Source organism: Hahella ganghwensis DSM 17046, assembly GCF_000376785.1.
GTDB classification, from domain to species: domain Bacteria; phylum Pseudomonadota; class Gammaproteobacteria; order Pseudomonadales; family Oleiphilaceae; genus Hahella; species Hahella ganghwensis.
In genome coordinates, this window is sequence record NZ_AQXX01000110.1 from 16,752 (window position 1) to 34,481 (window position 17,730).

At 49.2% G+C, this 17,730-nt stretch carries 15 protein-coding genes; 7 read left to right on the forward strand and 8 right to left on the reverse strand.

Going from position 1 to position 17,730, the window contains the following annotated elements; all coding sequences use genetic code 11:
- Nucleotides 1-7: 7 nt before the first annotated feature.
- The 4 genes from F566_RS0112230 to F566_RS0112245 form a co-directional block, all read right to left on the reverse strand.
- Nucleotides 8-466, reverse strand: coding sequence for a methyltransferase family protein (locus F566_RS0112230; RefSeq protein WP_020407273.1), 459 nt, complete (start codon nt 464-466; stop codon nt 8-10).
- A gap of 48 nt (nt 467-514) precedes the next feature.
- Nucleotides 515-1,528 carry an oxygen-dependent tRNA uridine(34) hydroxylase TrhO gene (trhO, locus tag F566_RS0112235; RefSeq protein ID WP_020407274.1) on the reverse strand — a complete coding sequence of 338 codons (1,014 nt, stop codon included), beginning with the start codon at nt 1,526-1,528 and terminating at the stop codon, nt 515-517.
- A 109-nt stretch (nt 1,529-1,637) separates the two neighbouring features.
- Complete coding sequence (locus F566_RS0112240) at nt 1,638-3,479, reverse strand: ABCB family ABC transporter ATP-binding protein/permease (RefSeq protein WP_020407275.1); 1,842 nt, start codon at nt 3,477-3,479, stop codon at nt 1,638-1,640.
- A 178-nt stretch (nt 3,480-3,657) separates the two neighbouring features.
- Nucleotides 3,658-5,001 carry a phospholipase effector Tle1 domain-containing protein gene (locus F566_RS0112245; RefSeq protein ID WP_020407276.1) on the reverse strand — a complete coding sequence of 448 codons (1,344 nt, stop codon included), beginning with the start codon at nt 4,999-5,001 and terminating at the stop codon, nt 3,658-3,660.
- 409 nt (nt 5,002-5,410) lie between these two features.
- On the opposite strand from F566_RS0112245, the gene F566_RS35415 reads away from it, so the two are divergent.
- The gene (locus F566_RS35415; RefSeq protein ID WP_020407277.1) at nt 5,411-6,622 is read left to right on the forward strand and encodes a GGDEF domain-containing protein; all 1,212 of its coding nucleotides are present in this window, start codon (nt 5,411-5,413) and stop codon (nt 6,620-6,622) included.
- A gap of 61 nt (nt 6,623-6,683) precedes the next feature.
- On the opposite strand, the gene F566_RS0112255 is transcribed toward F566_RS35415, so the two are convergent.
- A complete protein-coding gene (locus F566_RS0112255; RefSeq protein ID WP_020407278.1) occupies nt 6,684-7,745 on the reverse strand; it encodes a helix-turn-helix domain-containing protein in 1,062 nt (353 codons plus the stop codon).
- A 561-nt stretch (nt 7,746-8,306) separates the two neighbouring features.
- Between F566_RS0112255 and F566_RS0112260 the strand changes: the two genes are divergently transcribed.
- From F566_RS0112260 to F566_RS0112270, 3 genes are all read left to right on the forward strand, one after another.
- Nucleotides 8,307-8,498, forward strand: coding sequence for a hypothetical protein (locus tag F566_RS0112260; protein ID WP_020407280.1), 192 nt, complete (start codon nt 8,307-8,309; stop codon nt 8,496-8,498).
- A 532-nt stretch (nt 8,499-9,030) separates the two neighbouring features.
- Nucleotides 9,031-9,441: a CoA-binding protein gene (locus tag F566_RS0112265; protein WP_020407281.1), complete on the forward strand. Its 411-nt coding sequence runs from the start codon at nt 9,031-9,033 to the stop codon at nt 9,439-9,441.
- 13 nt (nt 9,442-9,454) lie between these two features.
- The gene (locus F566_RS0112270) at nt 9,455-10,138 is read left to right on the forward strand and encodes a DUF502 domain-containing protein (RefSeq protein ID WP_033416189.1); all 684 of its coding nucleotides are present in this window, start codon (nt 9,455-9,457) and stop codon (nt 10,136-10,138) included.
- Nucleotides 10,139-10,170: 32 nt separating this feature from the next.
- On the opposite strand, the gene F566_RS0112275 is transcribed toward F566_RS0112270, so the two are convergent.
- Entirely contained in the window at nt 10,171-10,842 is a 672-nt protein-coding gene (locus tag F566_RS0112275) for a 2OG-Fe(II) oxygenase (RefSeq protein WP_020407283.1), read from the reverse strand.
- A 127-nt stretch (nt 10,843-10,969) separates the two neighbouring features.
- Nucleotides 10,970-11,875 carry an alpha/beta hydrolase gene (locus F566_RS0112280; protein ID WP_020407284.1) on the reverse strand — a complete coding sequence of 302 codons (906 nt, stop codon included), beginning with the start codon at nt 11,873-11,875 and terminating at the stop codon, nt 10,970-10,972.
- 294 nt (nt 11,876-12,169) lie between these two features.
- Here F566_RS0112280 and F566_RS0112285 point away from each other — a divergent pair, with 294 nt between their 5' ends.
- Nucleotides 12,170-12,547 carry a DUF3461 family protein gene (locus F566_RS0112285; RefSeq protein WP_020407285.1) on the forward strand — a complete coding sequence of 126 codons (378 nt, stop codon included), beginning with the start codon at nt 12,170-12,172 and terminating at the stop codon, nt 12,545-12,547.
- A 295-nt stretch (nt 12,548-12,842) separates the two neighbouring features.
- Nucleotides 12,843-13,838, forward strand: coding sequence for an AEC family transporter (locus F566_RS0112290; protein ID WP_245555236.1), 996 nt, complete (start codon nt 12,843-12,845; stop codon nt 13,836-13,838).
- A 19-nt stretch (nt 13,839-13,857) separates the two neighbouring features.
- On the opposite strand, the gene F566_RS0112295 is transcribed toward F566_RS0112290, so the two are convergent.
- A complete protein-coding gene (locus F566_RS0112295; protein WP_020407287.1) occupies nt 13,858-14,349 on the reverse strand; it encodes a GNAT family N-acetyltransferase in 492 nt (163 codons plus the stop codon).
- 615 nt (nt 14,350-14,964) lie between these two features.
- On the opposite strand from F566_RS0112295, the gene malT reads away from it, so the two are divergent.
- Nucleotides 14,965-17,721, forward strand: coding sequence for an HTH-type transcriptional regulator MalT (gene malT / locus F566_RS0112300; protein ID WP_020407288.1), 2,757 nt, complete (start codon nt 14,965-14,967; stop codon nt 17,719-17,721).
- The last annotated feature ends 9 nt before the right edge of the window (nt 17,722-17,730 follow it).

Consider the following 17,730-nt stretch of genomic DNA (forward strand, 5'->3'; position numbering starts at 1 on the left):
AAATTGATTAAAACAGCTTATGTTTAACAAAAGGTATAAACCGCGGCGTTTCAGCCGCATAGTCACGATATTCAGGAAACAGCTCTGTCATAAACCGTTCTTCCATCAACGCTTTTCCTGTCACGGCGAGCAGCACGCAAACAACGCCCAGGACATTGACCCAATGCCAGTTATAGCCGGCGATGCTCACCATCATCACCATGAGGCTGGTGTACATGGGGTGACGAACCAGATGATAAGGACCGTTGGTGATCAGTTTTACCTGGGTTTTGGGTTCAGGGTAAATACTGAAGTTGCCGATTTTATTGTATGCCAGGGTCGTTAATCCGAAAGCGATCCCACACCCAGCGATGATCAACCACCAAGCACTGCCCCGGTTGATCCAACCAACCGGCCAGCAGCTCAGAGCAACACCCGCAAGTTGAAGCATCACCAGACAATGGCTTTTGATACTGGGCTTGCGCATTGAGTCGCTCCTATAAAAAACGGAGCTCAAGGCTCCGTTTATTCTGTGTCAGGCTTCGGACTCAGCCTGTTGTTGTCCGTTCTCGCTTTTCTGGTGATAGCTTTTACGCATCCGCTTTTTTATCTCCTGGCGCTTCAGGATCGCTTCCTTGGCACCGGAGCCGATATGGTCTTCGCCACGCTCTTTAGCCAGTTGTACCTGTCGCTCACGAGCGATGAAGCGCTGACGCTGCTCTTCCGTCACCTTATCGAAACAGTGAGGACAACTGACACCCGGCTGATATTGGTCACTGGCCATATCCTCTTCACTGATCGGCATACGGCAGGCGTGGCACTGGTCATACTGACCTTTTTCGAGCTGATGGTTCACCGCAACACGGTTATCAAAAACGAAACACTCGCCTTCCCAGGTGGACTCCTCTTCCGGCACTTCTTCCAGATATTTCAGAATACCGCCTTCCAGATGATAAACATCTTCAAATCCCAGCTCTTTCAGATAAGCGGTGGATTTTTCACAACGAATACCGCCGGTACAGTACATGGCGACTTTCTTGTGCTTGGATGGGTCCAGGTTTTCCTTCACATAATCCGGGAATTCTCGAAACGTTTCGGTCACCGGATTGATGGCGTTTTTAAATTTACCGATCTGTACTTCGTAGTCGTTACGGGTGTCGATCAGCAAAACTTCCGGATCATTGATCAGCTTGTTCCATTCTTTGGGCTTCACATAGGTGCCCACCACTTTACGTGGATCAATGCCCTCTACCCCCATGGTCACTATCTCTTTCTTGAGCTTGACCTTGGTGCGGTAAAACGGAATTTTATCGTCAAAGGATTCTTTATAGCTGAGGTCCGACAGGCGTGGATCAGACTTGAGATAATCCAGCAGTGCATCAATCCCTTCGCGGGTACCGGCAACGGTGCCGTTGATGCCTTCTTTGGCAAGAAGCAGTGTGCCTCTTACACCGTTCTTTTCCATGACAGCCAGCAAAGGCTGGCGAAGCGCTTCAAAGTCCTCTAAGGAGACGAACTTGTAGAGCGCACAGACAACATACTGTGACATATAACTACCTTCTCATTGCGCGCTGGAACGTAAAACCAGAGCAAAAATTCGGGCGCCATTATAACCAAATATCGGCAGGATGCACGCAAATCTGATCAATTATTGCACACTACTTTATAGATTCGTCCAGTTCCTGACGGTTTGATGCCATATCCTGAGATTTCTGACTTTGCTGAACTCGCCAGAGCTGGGCATAGGTACCCTCTCGTGCCAGCAGCTCCTGGTGATTTCCGACCTCGACAATGCTGCCGTCCTGCATCACCACGATCTGATCGGCATCTACGATAGTTGATAACCGATGGGCAATCACCAGGCTGGTGTGCCCTTCGGCCACTTCCTTCAACGCTTTGAGTATTACCTGCTCTGATTTGCTGTCCAAAGAGGAGGTAGCCTCGTCAAATACCATAATCGGCGGTTTCTTAAGGATTGCCCTGGCGATCGCAACCCGCTGCTTCTCTCCACCGCTTAGCTTCAAGCCTCTTTCTCCCACGACGGTTTCCACGCCCTTGGGAAGTTGATCAATAAAGTTATCCAGGTGAGCCATTCGGATGGCCTGAAATACTTCCTCTGACGTTGCCTCAATCCGTCCGTAGCGAATATTCTCAAAGATTGTGGTGTTAAACAGAACAGTGTCCTGAGGAACAATGCCAATCGCTTTACGTAACGATTGCTGGGTAACCTCACGGATATCCTGACCATCAATGGTAATGCTGCCGTTGCTCACGTCGTAGAAGCGATATAACAGCTTCACCAGAGTCGATTTACCGGCCCCGCTACTTCCGACAACCGCCAGTTTTTGTCCTGGCGCGATACTGAAAGTGACATCGCGAAGAATGGAGCGCTCGCTTTGGTAGCTGAAATCCACATGCGCAAACCGGACCTCCCCCCGACTCACTTGCAATGATGGAGCATCCTCTTTATCCATCACCGCGGGAACCTGATTCAGCAGTCGAAACATGCGTTCGATATTGGCCAGAGAGCCTTTCATTTCCCGGTATACAAAACCAAGGAAATTCAGCGGCATGAATAACTGCATCATGAACGCATTCACCAGCACAAAATCACCAATCGTCATGGTGCCGCGGGTGACGTTGTAGGCCGCCAGAACCATCATGGATGTCATGGCCATGGCAACGATCAGTGACTGGCCACCGTTCAGGGCAAACAGGGACAATCGGTTTTTCCTCCTGGCCTGCTCCCACTGCTCCAGGTCATGATCATACTGGCTGGCTTCATATTGCTCATTGCCGAAGTACTTCACTGTTTCATAGTTCAGAAGGCTATCCACAGCACGAGAATTACTCTCAGAATCCGCTTTATTGGCTTCCCGGACAAAGCCTGTACGCCATTCTGTTGCCACCACCGAAAAGGCCACATATATCCCGACTGCAACAGAGGTAATGATGGCAAACCAGACCTCATAGTTAATCAATAACAATCCCACAACGAGACCAATTTCCAGCAATGTGGGTCCGATATTGAATACCATGAAACGCATGAGAAAACTGACACCCGAGACGCCACGTTCGATATCCCGGGACAACCCGCCGGTGCTGCGGTTCAGATGAAACTCAAGATCCAGGGAATGCAGGTGTTCGAAGACCTTAAGACCGATGCGCCGCATAGCACGCTCTGTTACCCGGCCAAAAATGGTATCGCGAATTTCACCAAACAGGACGTTGGCAAAGCGGACAGCACCATAGGCCAATAATAGCCCCAGCGGCATGGCCAAGAGAGTCATGACCTCAGACTCTCTTATACCATCCAGATCATCCACAATGTACTTGAGCAGGAAAGGTAATCCCACACTGGCCAGTTTGGCGGCGATAAGGCAACTGAGTGCGAGTACGATCCGGGGCTTGTATTCAAGCAGATAGGGAATCAGTGATTTGAGCGTCGCCCAACTGATGGCGACAGGTTCGCGCTCATCATAATCGTTTCTTCTGCGCATGAGACTCCAGAGCTATATCGGGGGTAGGGATATTTCCACAAAAAGGCCCTGATCTGGACCAACCGGCAGATTATGATTATATGATATCCCGTCAGGCTCATATCCAGGGATTCTCTGAAATACTACGGGTTGCCAATACGGCGATGCCAACCTTTTCAGAGGTTCCCGAGCAAGACGACTAAGCCGCGAATGCCAGACCGGTTTCCCGTCCTCTCACCCACATAACCCGAGCCTGCCGCTCTCCCCAATAATCATGCTTGATCTGCAGCGGGTTACCACTATGCTGCGGCAACGGAACCGCGACCCTGGCCCCACCGGCGGAATAATCCAGGATCTGACAGTACTCACCATTTGTGTCATGCCCCTTGATAAAGGCCATTTCTGCAGACTGATCAACTGCCATCCGGTGGTGTTGCCGGTTATGGTATACGGGAACCTTATCATTTAATGCGGCGTATAGATTCCCCTTGTTAAGGCTTGTCACATTCTGTTCGCGACGAATACCGATGGACCAATGCAGCTTCTCATTAATTCCCAGTTGCAATCCAACCGCCTCTGCCTGCTTTGTGCCGATTGGCCTGGGATAATCTCCTAACAGCTCGTAGAAGCCTTTCTGGAGATTATGCACCTCCCCCAATGCCTGCTGGTCCGCGCTTGAACTGATCACTGAATCCCGGTCAATCATCAAACCGTGAGAGGTTGCCTGATCAAACATGAAATTCAACGCCAGATCCGAAAGTTCGGCCTCAGGAAATCCACCGCCAACATCACTGTGAGCCCCGGGCATCCACACCTGTAATATACGCCGGTTATCATATTCGCAACGTTTCTCCGAACTTCCCGGATGCTGAGTCCAGAGGTCAGGTGCAAAAGGTTTGCGCAACTCATCTATCGCTAACGCCTGGACAGCAAACTCCACGGTGTCAGACAACTGAGTGTCATGAAATCCAACCCATTTTTTTGATAGCTCTCTAAGCCCGGAAACAGGAATCCCCAGAGCACCAACGGTATCCCAGACGCCCATGAAGCTGATGGCAACCTTTCTCCCTCCCTCTATGACACTATCCTGAAGATTACGCGCCAGATACTCGTAATCCATATTGATGCGACGAGCCGGATCAGTACGGTAGTAACGATAGATACAGGGAAAGAATTTGAGATCACGCTTGTGCAAGAGTCCAAACAGATTCACGAGACCCGCCAGCGACCTGACAGTATAGGCTCCGCGACTGAATCCAAACAGATAGATCCGGTCACCTTCGGACCAGTTATTTACCAGGAACCGATAGGCCTCCATGATGTTATCTGAGACGCCAGCTCCCAGGGCTCCCCCTATCCACTTATCCCAGAAGCCGCCGGTGCCGACTCCCGAATCGTAATACACCACCTGCTCAACGCCATTGGCCCGCGGAACAATACTTCGAACAAGTTTCAGGACATTTGAAGGCAGTGCAGATGGATCCTGGTCAGACTCTGGACGGTTCCAGGTACCATCACAACAGATAATGATGGATTTAGACATGGCTTGTTCCCCCTACGCCAACCTCTCCTGTTAGTCTTCCCTGAAAATGCCGGGATGGGCGGGCAGCAGTTCCAGGCCCAGCGAGGTCGCTACTCCTAAAGTTATCGCCCATTGATCAAAATGTAGTCATCATTTACCGATTCAGCAACACCACGCAGGGGGTTTTTCTAAGGTATCGATTCAGGAGCTCAAAGTTACTGTTATCCTCCCAGGTCGGTATAAACTTACAGTGGCATAAACATGTTCCGTGGCAGTGTGTGACTGTAAACGCATTAGCTTTCTTTACTTGAGGATTTTGGTCACACACTATCTATGTAATAGTGATTCCCAGAGCTCTGCCTTGCTTCAAACCAAAAAGGCCGAGCTATAGTGATTGGACAACCATTTATATTGATTCGTGGTTCTCGTTATGAACAAAGGGTCGACCGGTTGGTCTCATGGCAACCGGACAGAGCAGGAGAACGAATTCCATTCTGCTCTCGAACACCAACGGGATCGGGATCTGGCTATCCGTCAGAAACCCGGAATCATTTTTTATCCTGTTGTCTGGCTGATGGTCACACTGGCCATACTCAGCTATCAACCCAGTAACGCGAAAGCAGCCTGGCTGATAGGGATCGGCACGTTCATCATCCTCTCCTCACTTTACCGCCTATACAGTACACGTAGATTCGCCGCCAAACTTCAGTCAGGTCAACCCGTTTCCTTGTGGTTACTGACTCACGCGATCATTATCAATGCAGCCAGTTGGGGGCTGTTCCTGGTCCTGGCGTTATTACCGACACCGCTGTCAGAACATTACTCACTCATATTTACCGGCACCCTCGCTCTGGCAGCAGGCGGAGCTAATTCCCTATCCATCAAAACACGGCTGGTCTACTGGCTGATGTTTTCTCTACTGGGGCCGGCCATCATCGTTTCATTGAGTGGCTATTCCCTGATGCCCGCCCCTCTTGGACTGCTCCTGCTGGTTTTTGCCGGAGGAATGACATGGGTAAGCAGCCTGCCCCGAAAGGAATACGAAAAGGCTGTCATCAGCAACCTCAAGTTGAGTCACCAGGCCAACTACCTGACCGAGCTCACCACACTGGATGGATTAACCGGAGTTAAAAACCGACGTTTCTTCGATCAACTTCTCAGTTCAGAAATCCGAAGAGCAAATCGCCTGGAGTATCCACTGGCGTTACTGATGATCGATATAGATCATTTCAAACGGATCAACGATGAATTTGGTCATATTGTGGGCGATAGCTGTCTGATTAATACAGCTAAAACACTCCAAAATCACATCCAGCGTTCCAGCGATGTGGTGGCGAGATATGGCGGGGAGGAATTTGCCGTCATCCTACCTGGCGTAGAAACCGAGGACGCCATCGCACTGGCTGAGACTCTTCGGGTCGAAGTGGAATCCACCATTACCTGGAACCTGACCCAGCCGATCCGGGTTACTATAAGTATAGGCGGCGTGTCTTTGTTACCCGTAAAATCCACGCAGCCCCAGGATTATCTGGCAATGGCAGATAAAGCCTTATACGAAGCCAAAAAACAGGGAAGAAACTGCATTTACTGGTCGCACGGAGACGGCAGCATCAAAAGAGTGTCGGAGAAAGGTGACGACTAGCAGGCTGTTGCAAAGCGTTGGCAAGGCCGCCGATACAACGCAGGTTGTTTTCGACAGCCTGCTAAGTCCTGCCCAAAACCTTTTGCCGGTAAGCACCTGGCGTTAAACCCAACCAATCACGAAATGCATGGGTAAATGAGCTCTGTTCCTGATACCCCAGCAGGAAAGCAATTTCACTGATCGACAATCGACTATGCTCAAGATAGCTCTCTGCCAGCTCTTTGCGTATTCGGTCCAGCTCAATCTGATAAGAAGTACCCTCCTCTTTCAGTTTTCGCTGCAATGTTCGTGCACTCATGTTCAGACGTCTGGCAACCGGTTCAATGCCCACCTGCTGACTGCGCAGCATATCAAGCAAGGCACGATGTAACCGCTCCAGCACAGACTGCGCCTGAGAACTATTCTGCTGTTCCAGCAAGAGCTCTGCATGATGGCTCAATGCTGTAAACGCAACATGATCGGCATTACTCACGGGCCATTCGAGCACCTGACGATCTACCCATAAAATGTTATGGGGCTGATCAAACAAAATTTCACAATCCAGTAAACCCTGGTAGGGCGAGACATCTTCCGGGGCGGGAAAGGTAAACTCCATACGAATCAGAGGAACCGGACTATTCGTCAGATATCGGGAAAAATTATAGAGACCACTGAACACACTGCCGACCAATTGGGCCAGTACAGGATGCCTGCCATCCGGCATAAATAAAGGGTTGGCCTGCCAGCAATAATAAATCAGGTGACCATCCTCTCCGATCACAGAGCGTCCCAGATCATGATTAATCATTTCAAACCGAATCACCTGATCCAAGACTTGGCCGATAGTGGAGCAACTCATCGCAGCATACCCCAATACCGGGAAAGTATTGGGCCTGACCATAGCGCCGATATCCAGACCAAAACTGGAACTGACCTCAGCTCCCACGGCCATCAAGTTTAAGTAATCTGTCACACTGATCTGATACGGCAATGGGTCCAGCCAATCTGAGGGTTTTCCCAGCTTAAGACTCATCTGTTCTACAGACAGTCCATGCCTGGCCGCCGCCTCCAGTAAAGGAACGATATAAGGACCGATGACATGCCCGGGTGAGACAGCTCCGGATGACAAACTTGAATAAACCACACAATGACCTGTTGTATGAACGAATCAAAGAAGAATACCAATGCCCGCTCAATGCGTCAGCCGGTATGTTTTACCGGCCGACGGCGGCAAAAAAATGGCGGACCGGTTACCGAACGGAGTCGTTCAGTTCTCATGGTTAGATTTAATGGTTATTTTAGCGTTATCGGTTAGCGCCAACGGAAGCAAAAAAGACCGTTTACAGGCTTCTTCCGGCAGTATCCGTCTATACGTCATAAGAAAAGCTAAAGTTATACATTTTTCTTCTACCACTTTCTCAGAAAACTAACCTAAGCTACTAATTAACCGTTAAAAACAAATCATCGCATTATGCAGAGTTTTTCATAGAAAATGACTATTTTGTTGATTAAAAAACAAACTGGTTCATGAGGGGAATTTTACTCTTTGGGCGCGTTCTAAAAGTAAGAGGGATCACTTTTCGCAGAGTTCGAAGAAATGCGGGCAGGTTTTTTGCTTGATTAAAGATAAGACAGAAATGCTACGGAAAATTGATCTACAGCCGATAAATAGTATTAGCAGGATGACGAAACCAAGGTAGTAATAATGATGACGGAGATAGCAGCGATGAGTAGCCAAATTCTTCAGTACAACAAACGCTTAGAAAGACTTTACAGCAACAAAATGTCTCAACTGAGTCGCGCAATGAACAGTGGAAACAAATTGCGCTGTCTGGTGCTTCAAGCTGAGGCTGACGCAATTTGTCAGGAACTTAAACAAATCGCCACGGCAAAATGAAAAGGCTTTTCAGGCTGTCTTCATTTTGCCGGAGATCCCGGATCTAGAGTACAAAGCCTGATTCACCGCGGTTTTAACGCCCTTCGCCCGCTTTTTCCATAAGCAGGCCATCAACCAACGACACTCAATTTTGCCTTCTTGATTCTAATCATTCTCCTATTTCATCACGACTGCCAACTTTCCTTTACAGCATTGTGTGACAAAGTACACAAACCTCGCCTCCTGGCGTCAGTATTTTTTACAGAGTACTAAACAACTCTTTGAGTTCAGGGGATTTTTCAGCTTGGTAATAACCTCGAGAGATAAGGAATTATACCTATCCTCTGATAAAGATATTTTGCCACCCGAAGAGGTATTCACCGGATACAGTTGACACTCTTTTACATTTTCATATACCTGCCAGATAGCCGGATTTTGAAAATAACCAATTGTTCACTCTCTTTGCTTGCCAAAGATACTCAAGGGTCAACATAATGACGCCCAACCTATTATCCGACAGATTCTGAAAATGACCTCCAGACCATTTTGATTTATGACGATTGACCAGGAAATCGACAACATTCTTGCGCTAACTCACACAATTGCCGTCGTTGGAGCCAGTGAAAAGCCACATCGTGACAGTCACCGGGTAATGTCTTTTCTACAGTTCAAGGGGTATCGGGTCATTCCGGTAAATCCAAGACTGACCGGCCAAACACTTTTGGGTGAGACCGTCTATGCCTCCTTGAAGGATATTCCTGACCGTATTGATATGGTGGATATATTTCGTCGTAGCGAAATGGTGCCGGAAGTAGTGAATGATGCATTACACACCGATGCCGGAACTATCTGGATGCAACTTGGCGTTATTAATGAAGAGGCTGCAAAAACCGCCAGGAATGCAGGCTTAACAGTCATAATGGACCACTGCCCTAAACTAGAACTGGAGCGTCGTGGTCGATGACCTGGGACAACTGATGGACAAACTAAAACTGATTATTCGCAATGCCTTTATCGGCGGTGTTGTCATTCTGCTACCGCTGGTCATTCTCGGACTATTTTTCCGCTGGCTGTTCCGGACCGTCACTGATCTCATACAGCCGTTCACAGATCTTTTCATCAAATGGACACAAGCTCCCGAAATGCTTGGGGATCTGGTTGTTATTCTACTCATTATCCTGGCGTGCATTCTGGTGGGGAGTATTACAGCGACAGGTATCGGACGTTATCTGCATGCCAAGTTTGACCACCATCTGCAGCGACTCGCGCCTGGATACCAGATGGTTAAAGACATTGTGAACCAGTTATTTGGCGACCGTAGCAATTCGCCTTTCAAATCCGGAGCGGTGGCTGAGGTACAGGTTTTTGGTATTGATACTCCCACCTCTGTCACAGCCATTGTCACCAGTAAACACGAGGATGGGCGGTACACGGTGTTTGTTCCCACCGGCCCAAACCCTACCACGGGCTTTGTGTTTCATGTTGCGGCTGAGTGCGTCAAGCTGCGACCGGATATCAAAGTAGAGTCTGCCATTCGCACCATCATTTCCTGCGGCGCAGGTTCCTCCCAGCTCTTCAAATTTGGTAGTGTTCCCAAAGAAAACAAAGAGAACGTCAATGGAGTCACGACAGCTGACGTAACTTCGTTAACCCGGGAATGATTTAGTATCACGGGCGGTTTATCAGAGGCACTCTAGTTTTCAATGACAGCAATCAATGGATCTGAACTGTCAGTTCGCAGCCAGCCTGCGATACTCCATCGGTCCCGATTGGTCGGTAGCACTTCATGGGGAAACACTTGACTCATAAACAACACCAGACGACCAGCCTCAGGGAGAATATCCTGACAATCAAGCTGTTCGGATACAACGGGTACAACCTCCGCATCTTCCCGCTGCGACCCGGTATACATGCGAAGCGCTCCTCCCTGATTTGCCCTCCACCCTGTATTCAGGTAATAGGTAAACGTCACCATTCGCGGACTTGAGCCATCAAAATTATCGATGTGCCGCTTGTAGAAGGCCCCAGGCTGATACAGGGCGTAATGGGCTTCAAAACGCTGCAACCCCAGAAACAAGGTTCGATTAAGCCCCTGTCGCAGTTCTTCAATAACTCCCATAAACTGAGCTTGAGCATGGTTATGCCCCGTCAGCCAGTGAGTCACATCTGCACGAATAGACGTTTCCAGCGTCTTCTGACTCCCTCGTCCGATCTTTGCCTGCTGAAAATCCCCTTCATTAAAACGATGGCGAGCATCTTCCAATAAGGCAGCCGAAAGCTCTGAGGGCAGCCAATCATCTGCCACCCACCATCCAACACGGCTCAAGTGGTCGGCAGCCTCTTCAATAAAGGACCTGAGGGTCATCTGTAGTGTACTCAAATAACGAAAGGACGTTCTTTTACTTGCCCGGACGAGCGCTGGCCAACAAGGTGTGGCCAGTGGAAAGCCAGTACATTATAAGGACTATTTCAGAATAAGTGTGAGCGTTATTTCAGGCTGCGTTACGCTGCTGAACAGGGGCATGCTGCCTGACAAACTGCCCAATGTCCCTGATCGCTGAACGGGATTGAGGCAGCAACCGAGCGGCGAAATGCCAGACATGGAACATATGTGGCCAGACATGCAAATGAACAGACACCCCCGCACGTCTGGCACGCCGCGCAAAATACTTACATTCATTGAGTAGAATCTCATCCCCCCCAACCTGTATCAGAATCGGCGGCAAGTCATGCAAATCACCAAAATAGGGTGAAACTCCAGGTTCAATCAGAGAACTACCAGATGCATAATGGCGGGCGAAGAAACGAATTCGTTCCGGGGTGATCAATGGGTCTCGATGGATGCGGTGGGAAAGAGATGAAAAACTGCAGCTCAAATCCAGCCAGGGAGAAATACAAACAGCCCCAGAAGGGACCGGAAGCCCGATATCTCTGATCGCCATAACAGTCGCCAGAGTCAAGCCGCCACCTGCGGAGTCTCCGGCGATGACAATATTCTTGGCTTTGACGCCATTTTCCAACAAATACCGGTAGGCCTGAACAGCATCTTCCAAGGCTGCGGGATAGGGGTTTTCAGGTGCCAGACGATATTCCAACATCATGACCTGGGCCTGACTGGCACGCCCTATCCGGCAGGCCAGTTCCAGATGAGTTCGATTGGAACCGACCACATAACCACCGCCATGGAGGTATAGTATCACCCTGGCATCACACTCTCTTTCATGGCTCAGCCATAGAGCGGGAATACCAAAGGCCAGTCCGGCCTCACATCTAAATCCTGTAGGAGGGTGAACAAACCAAATGCTCTGTGAGGAACAGAGCCGATAGGCTAACAGATGATTGGGAATAAAGCGCATCCCCAACCGAATCATGTCTTTGACCATTTTGGTCCGGTTCAAGAGCACACCTTTAGTACATCACATTTCTGCCAAACAGCTTTATCTAATATATAGACCAAGCTTCTATGCTGTACAAATTGCATCTATAAAGGCGCTCCTCAGGAAAGGCTGATTCCAACCTCATTTCACAATTTCAGCCACTAAATCAGTTTTTTGGATACTCATGCGGGTATCTACCTATGGAAATACAGACCATCGACACCTACATAAGAGTAATATTCTTTTCATTTCACAGCGTAGCCATGAGCTACACTGAATATTTACAACCCCTCACTTTTCCACAGGAGCATGTGTATGTACTCTAACCTGAAACATGTCGGCATCAGCGATCCTGAACGGATTGACAGATACTCTCTGCGCACCGAAGCAGAGAACGACATCCTGAAAATCTACTACAAAAAGGATAAGGGCGACCTTTTCCAGAAAAGCCTGAAACTGAAGTTCCCACGCCAACAAAAGCGTGTACTGGTAGATTCCGGCACCAATAAATACGAGAACACTTCAGAAATTGCAGCCAATCTGGTGCACGTTCTGGAAGAGCTCGACCGTATTGCGGATAAATCCGGTGAGCATGTGGATGTGAAATCCAAAATCCTGAAAGATCTGCGTCACCTCGAACGAGTCGTAGCCAACAAGATAGAAGAAATCGAGAGAGATCTGGCCAAGCTCTGATCCTTTCATAATGGGAATGGCTGATCTGACCTGATCGCCACTTCCCTTTATTTCCTGTACTACATTCAGGGCTTCTACTGGTACCTTCCCATTGTCAGTTTGGATAATTTGAGCGACCACTTAGACATTCTGACAAGATCGCCTCCATCGCCTAAAAAGGCGGTATGATGAACATCCCTCGCTGAAAAGTGATGCCTTTAGGCGCAATCAATCAGTGAATAGAATCATCCAGCCAGTCAATCTGGCCGTTTAGACTGAACCTCAAGGGCCTATCAGTGTTCTATTGGACACTCCTATGGAGCCTGATACCGACCCTTTCCCGAGAAATGCTATGATCGACTTGCTGTTGGAAAGTGCCTGGTTTTCGGCAGATATTGTCCTGCCAATATTCTTCTTGGTCGCACTCGGTTATTTGATGCGACGCCTGAAACTGATCGATGACCATTTCATTGAAAAAGGGTCAAATATCGTTTTCAAGGTGGCTCTCCCGATACTGATCTTTTTAAACGTATCCTCCCTCCACCTCGGCGAAGTGGTTCAGGGAAAGCAGTTGATCTACGCCATTGTCTGCACTATTGTCGGCTTCCTGATCGTTTGGAAAGTTGCCAAAGCACAGCAAATCTCACCAGAAAAGCTCGGCGTATTTGTCCAAGGGGCGTTTCGGGGCAACCTCGGTATTATTGGATTGGCTTTATGCGCGAGGGCTTATGACAGTGCCGGCGTAGCTGTCGGCTCTGTACTTCTGGGATTCATCACCCTGCTCTATAATCTGCTCTCGGTCTGGGCGCTGACAGTCGCACAACATCAGTCTGCCAAGCTCCCATGGAAGAAACTGTTCACAGACATTATTAAAAACCCGCTGATACTGGCCATTGTGGCCGCTCTGATTTTTGCTGGCTTACAGATTCAATTGCCCGGCATCGTGAAAACCACAGGACATTATTTTGCGGATCTAACCCTCCCCTTGGCCCTGTTGTGCGTTGGAGGCTCAGTAAACGCCAGAAAACTGCGTCAATCTTCCAGACTTGCAATACAGGCCAGCCTCTACAAACTGATCTGGTTGCCGGTCACACAGATTATCATTGCCTATCTGATAGGCATTGAAGGACTTTATCTCGGAACACTGTTTCTGATGCTGGCCAGTCCAACGGCGACGGTCAGTTTCGTCATGGCAAAAGTCATGGGGGGTAACAGTGAGCTGGCCGCCACCATCGTAGCATTGTCGACACTACTATCCTTTTTCACCATCAGTATCGCGATTGTGTCGCTCAAGCTGCTTGGCTGGATGTAGCCGGATGGCTCGCAGAAAACTAACCGAGTGATTTCACCATGCGGATTTCGCAGGCGGAATGACCAGTGCAGCCCAAGGGGTCATCTATTTGCCTGAAACCCATTTTTTTGTACAGAGCGATTGCTCCGGACAAAGCTTTTGTGGTTTCCAGATAACACTGCCGGAACCCGTGTTTGGTGGCATACTCAAGGGTCAGGCTGGCCAACTGAAACCCCAGCTGATGGCCTCGACACTCAGGAAGAAAGTACATTTTCTGTAGCTCTGCCGTATTCGGATCGCCCTTCAAAGGGGCTATCCCACCACCTCCATAAACCAACCCAGCTCTCTCAACAACCCAATAGGCAGCGCCAGCAGACTGATAGGATTCGAACATACGGTCTACACCGGGATCACAGACACCATAACCGGACTCCCCAACCAGACCAAATTCAGCAGATACGTCTCGTATAATTTGTCCTATTCTGAGGTTGTCAGAGGGCGCGATCAGGCGAAGTTTGAAGACTGATTCCAAGCAGATACTCCTTTTAACACCAGTTTATGGCGCTTATTTACCGAAGACAGGAGGAAAGCTTACGATAAAAAATCAGAGACGGGTATACAGAGAATGACAGAGGCAACGGCGAAAGGAAGGGATTCCGAAATATAGCTAATATTACGAAACAGGGAAAAATAAATTTTGGGATAAAAAAAACCGGAAGACATGGTCTCCCGGTCACAAAGTCACGGTCTCACTCTTACCCCACACCCGTTGATATACATATAAGGAGAAGCATATCAAACAACCATCAAAGGCAAGAATTGAAAACACGCTGTCGTATACACAGCGCACATTATGTTGATCTGACACCTTTTGCGCAATACGCACAATCCGCAAAATCTAGTAAAAATACCAAACTTCGTCACAAACGCGTAGAATCCTCGGGTTTATTGCAAAAGTGCCATATAGAAAAGAATGGTACATACACTGGACTGCTCTCTTGACTGGGAGACTACATATAGTCAGCTCAGTCCTGTGAAGTACGAACAGTTCGCTGTAGGTCGACCAGGTTATTTGCTAAAGTTCTGGTGGGTGTTGCCATTGGATCAACACCCTCTGGTTGTATAGAAAAATAGCGAAGGGTCGGTAATGACAACTAAAATAAAACCCGAGTCACGAACCTTGATTAGAGCGAAGATTTTACCTCCGGCAGCTCCCTCCCACCTGCTGCAGAGAGACAAGTTTGATGAACTGTTGCAGGAATCGGAACCGGCCAGTCTGATTCTGGTCCAGGCTCCGGCAGGTTACGGCAAAACCACCACCGTGGCAGACCGTCTTGCAACACTGGATGCCCGATGTGCCTGGTTTCGCCTCGACGAACAAGACAATCTCAGTGAGCAGTTTGCTTTTTACCTTGCCCATACACTGGATGAGGCAACAAATGGTGCCTGTAGTGAGACAATCAAATCTCTGACGGGGCAAAACTATCCCAATCTTCAGACTTTTCTGACTGATCTGCTTTCGGAGCTACCTCTGGAGGGAGAACCTCTATATCTGGTTCTGGATGATTATCACTTGATGACCAATCCCGAGATTCACGAAGGAATTGCCTTTCTTCTGCGTCATCATCCCTCATACCTGACCTTGGTTTTGCTGACCCGAACCACACCACCTATCGGCATTGCCCAGTTGAGAATGCAGGGAAGAATGCTGGAGTTTTCCAGCAGGGATCTGTCATTTACTGCGGATGAAGCCCAGCAATACCTGGATAACAGGTTACGGTTTGAAGTGTCCCGGGAAAATATTGAGCGGGCCAACCGCCGGGTTGAAGGTTGGGTCTCTGCGCTACAGTTGCTGGCCTCCACCGCCAGTACCAGTGCCGAATTCGGCAGTTACGTGGATCAGTTACATCAGGGTAATCAATACATCTTCGATTACTTCGATGAGCTGCTTCGCCACACTGTCACCGAAGAACAGCGTCATTTTCTGCTGAGAACCAGCGTCCTCGACCGCTTTAACGCCTTTATGGTGATGCGTATCGCAGATCAGACTGAAGGGCAGGCGTTACTGGTAAATCTGTTGAACATCGGGCTGTTTATTGTCCCTCTCGACCAGAGCGGCCTGTGGTTCCGGTTTCATCCGCTGTTTTCGGCTTATCTTCGCCATATGCAAAGCTGCATACTGCCACAGGAGACTCGCAGCCTGCATCAGCGAGCATGCGATGCCTGGCAGGAGCTCAACATGTATGAAGAGGCCGCCCACCATGCGGTTCTCTCCAAGGACCAGGAACGCATCACGAATATTCTGCTGAAGCAGGGTCGGGAGTTCTTTAAAGAAGGCCAGTTCAGTCTTCTGCAGCGTTGTTTTGATGGTCTGGACCGGTCGATTATCGCGGACCAACCTGTGCTGACGCTTTTAAGAGCCTGGGTGGCCCAGGGGCAATATCAATTCAAGGAAGTAGAGAGCTGGCTGAAAGCGGCAGAGGTGCGACTTCAAGGGCATTGCAGTGAAGACGAGTGGAATGCCATTGTCGGTGAGTTCAATGCTGTCCGCGCACAAGTTGCCATGAACCTGGATAATCCTGGACAGGCAATGGAGTACGCCAAAGTTTCGATGACCCACGAACCGGTTTATCTGCCTACATCGAAGATTGCAGCCTCTTCAGTTTATGCAGAATCACTTTTTGTGCAGGGACAGCTAAAAGAAGCGCTGTCACGCATGCAGGAAACAGAGCAATTGGCATTGGCCGAACACGCTCATCCCAATGTCATCTGGGCACTTTGCCAGCAATCAGAAATCAGTGTTGCCCAGGGCTACCTGCAAAAAGCCTACAACATCCAGGAAAAAGCGCTCCAATATGCCGATGAGCACAATTTGCATCATTTGCCGATACTGGAGTTTCTCTACCGGATTCGCGGCCAGATCATGTGGGAATGGCACCACCTGGAAAGTGCTGAAAAGTGTGCATTGAAAGGAATTGAGGTACTTGAGGCGCAGGGCGAGCGCTGGTTTATCCAGAACTACATCCTGCTCGCCAAGGTGGCACAGACCCGGGGTCGCCAATCCCTTTGTGCAGACTACGTTCAGAAAGTGCATAAGATGCTGGCATCCGGTGATTATCACATTGACTGGACTGCCAATGCCCACGCAACCATGCTGACGTACTGGGACGCAGTCAGAGACCAGGACGCCATTCAGCGCTGGCTGACAGTGGCACCTGAATGCAATGCTCAATCAACGACGAATCATTTTACCCAGTGTAACGCCCGTAACTGGGCCCGGGCTTACATCAGCCTTGGCAACTACGATATGGCGCTCCCCATCCTGACTGGCATCCAGCAGGTGGCTGAGCAATATGGTCTGCAAACCGACTGCAATCGAAACCTGATACACCTGGCCCAGCTACACTGGCAGAATGACAACAGGGAGCTGGCCATGCAGCACATGGCTGAAGCCTTAAAACTGGCCAGCACCACTGGTGCCGTTGGAAGTTTCCTCCGAATAGGTAAAGTCCTGATCAATATTCTTAAAGCGCTGATCAATGACAATCACCTGGACGAAATGGAGCAGCAGAGAGCAGAACGCCTGATCCAACTCTCTCAACAACAGCGTGATTTCAGCCGTGCCATACGGATTACACTGGATGAGGCCATCATCCAGGACATTATCGACCGGCCGGATGTACCGGAACTTATCAGGACCTCGCCTCTTACCCGTCGTGAATGGCAGGTTCTCAGTCTGATTCACGCCGGATTGTCCAATGATCAGATCGCCGAGCACATGAAAGTGGCGCCCACTACGGTGAAAACCCATATTCGAAGTCTTTATCAAAAACAGAATATTACCCATCGCTCGGAAGCCATTGAGCTGGCTAGAAATCTGCTCAGTAAGATCCAGGGGGAGTAGGACCAGGTA

What these genes read in the sequence shown, in the direction of transcription:
- F566_RS0112230 (WP_020407273.1), bottom strand. Translation starts at nt 466, where the DNA reads ATGCGCAAGCCCAGTATCAAAAGCCATTGTCTGGTGATGCTTCAACTT.
- trhO (WP_020407274.1), bottom strand. Translation starts at nt 1,528, where the DNA reads ATGTCACAGTATGTTGTCTGTGCGCTCTACAAGTTCGTCTCCTTAGAG.
- F566_RS0112240 (WP_020407275.1), bottom strand. Translation starts at nt 3,479, where the DNA reads ATGCGCAGAAGAAACGATTATGATGAGCGCGAACCTGTCGCCATCAGT.
- F566_RS0112245 (WP_020407276.1), bottom strand. Translation starts at nt 5,001, where the DNA reads ATGTCTAAATCCATCATTATCTGTTGTGATGGTACCTGGAACCGTCCA.
- F566_RS35415 (WP_020407277.1), top strand. Translation starts at nt 5,411, where the DNA reads ATGAACAAAGGGTCGACCGGTTGGTCTCATGGCAACCGGACAGAGCAG.
- F566_RS0112260 (WP_020407280.1), top strand. Translation starts at nt 8,307, where the DNA reads ATGATGACGGAGATAGCAGCGATGAGTAGCCAAATTCTTCAGTACAAC.
- F566_RS0112265 (WP_020407281.1), top strand. Translation starts at nt 9,031, where the DNA reads ATGACGATTGACCAGGAAATCGACAACATTCTTGCGCTAACTCACACA.
- F566_RS0112270 (WP_033416189.1), top strand. Translation starts at nt 9,455, where the DNA reads ATGGACAAACTAAAACTGATTATTCGCAATGCCTTTATCGGCGGTGTT.
- F566_RS0112275 (WP_020407283.1), bottom strand. Translation starts at nt 10,842, where the DNA reads ATGACCCTCAGGTCCTTTATTGAAGAGGCTGCCGACCACTTGAGCCGT.
- F566_RS0112285 (WP_020407285.1), top strand. Translation starts at nt 12,170, where the DNA reads ATGTACTCTAACCTGAAACATGTCGGCATCAGCGATCCTGAACGGATT.
- F566_RS0112290 (WP_245555236.1), top strand. Translation starts at nt 12,843, where the DNA reads ATGGAGCCTGATACCGACCCTTTCCCGAGAAATGCTATGATCGACTTG.
- malT (WP_020407288.1), top strand. Translation starts at nt 14,965, where the DNA reads ATGACAACTAAAATAAAACCCGAGTCACGAACCTTGATTAGAGCGAAG.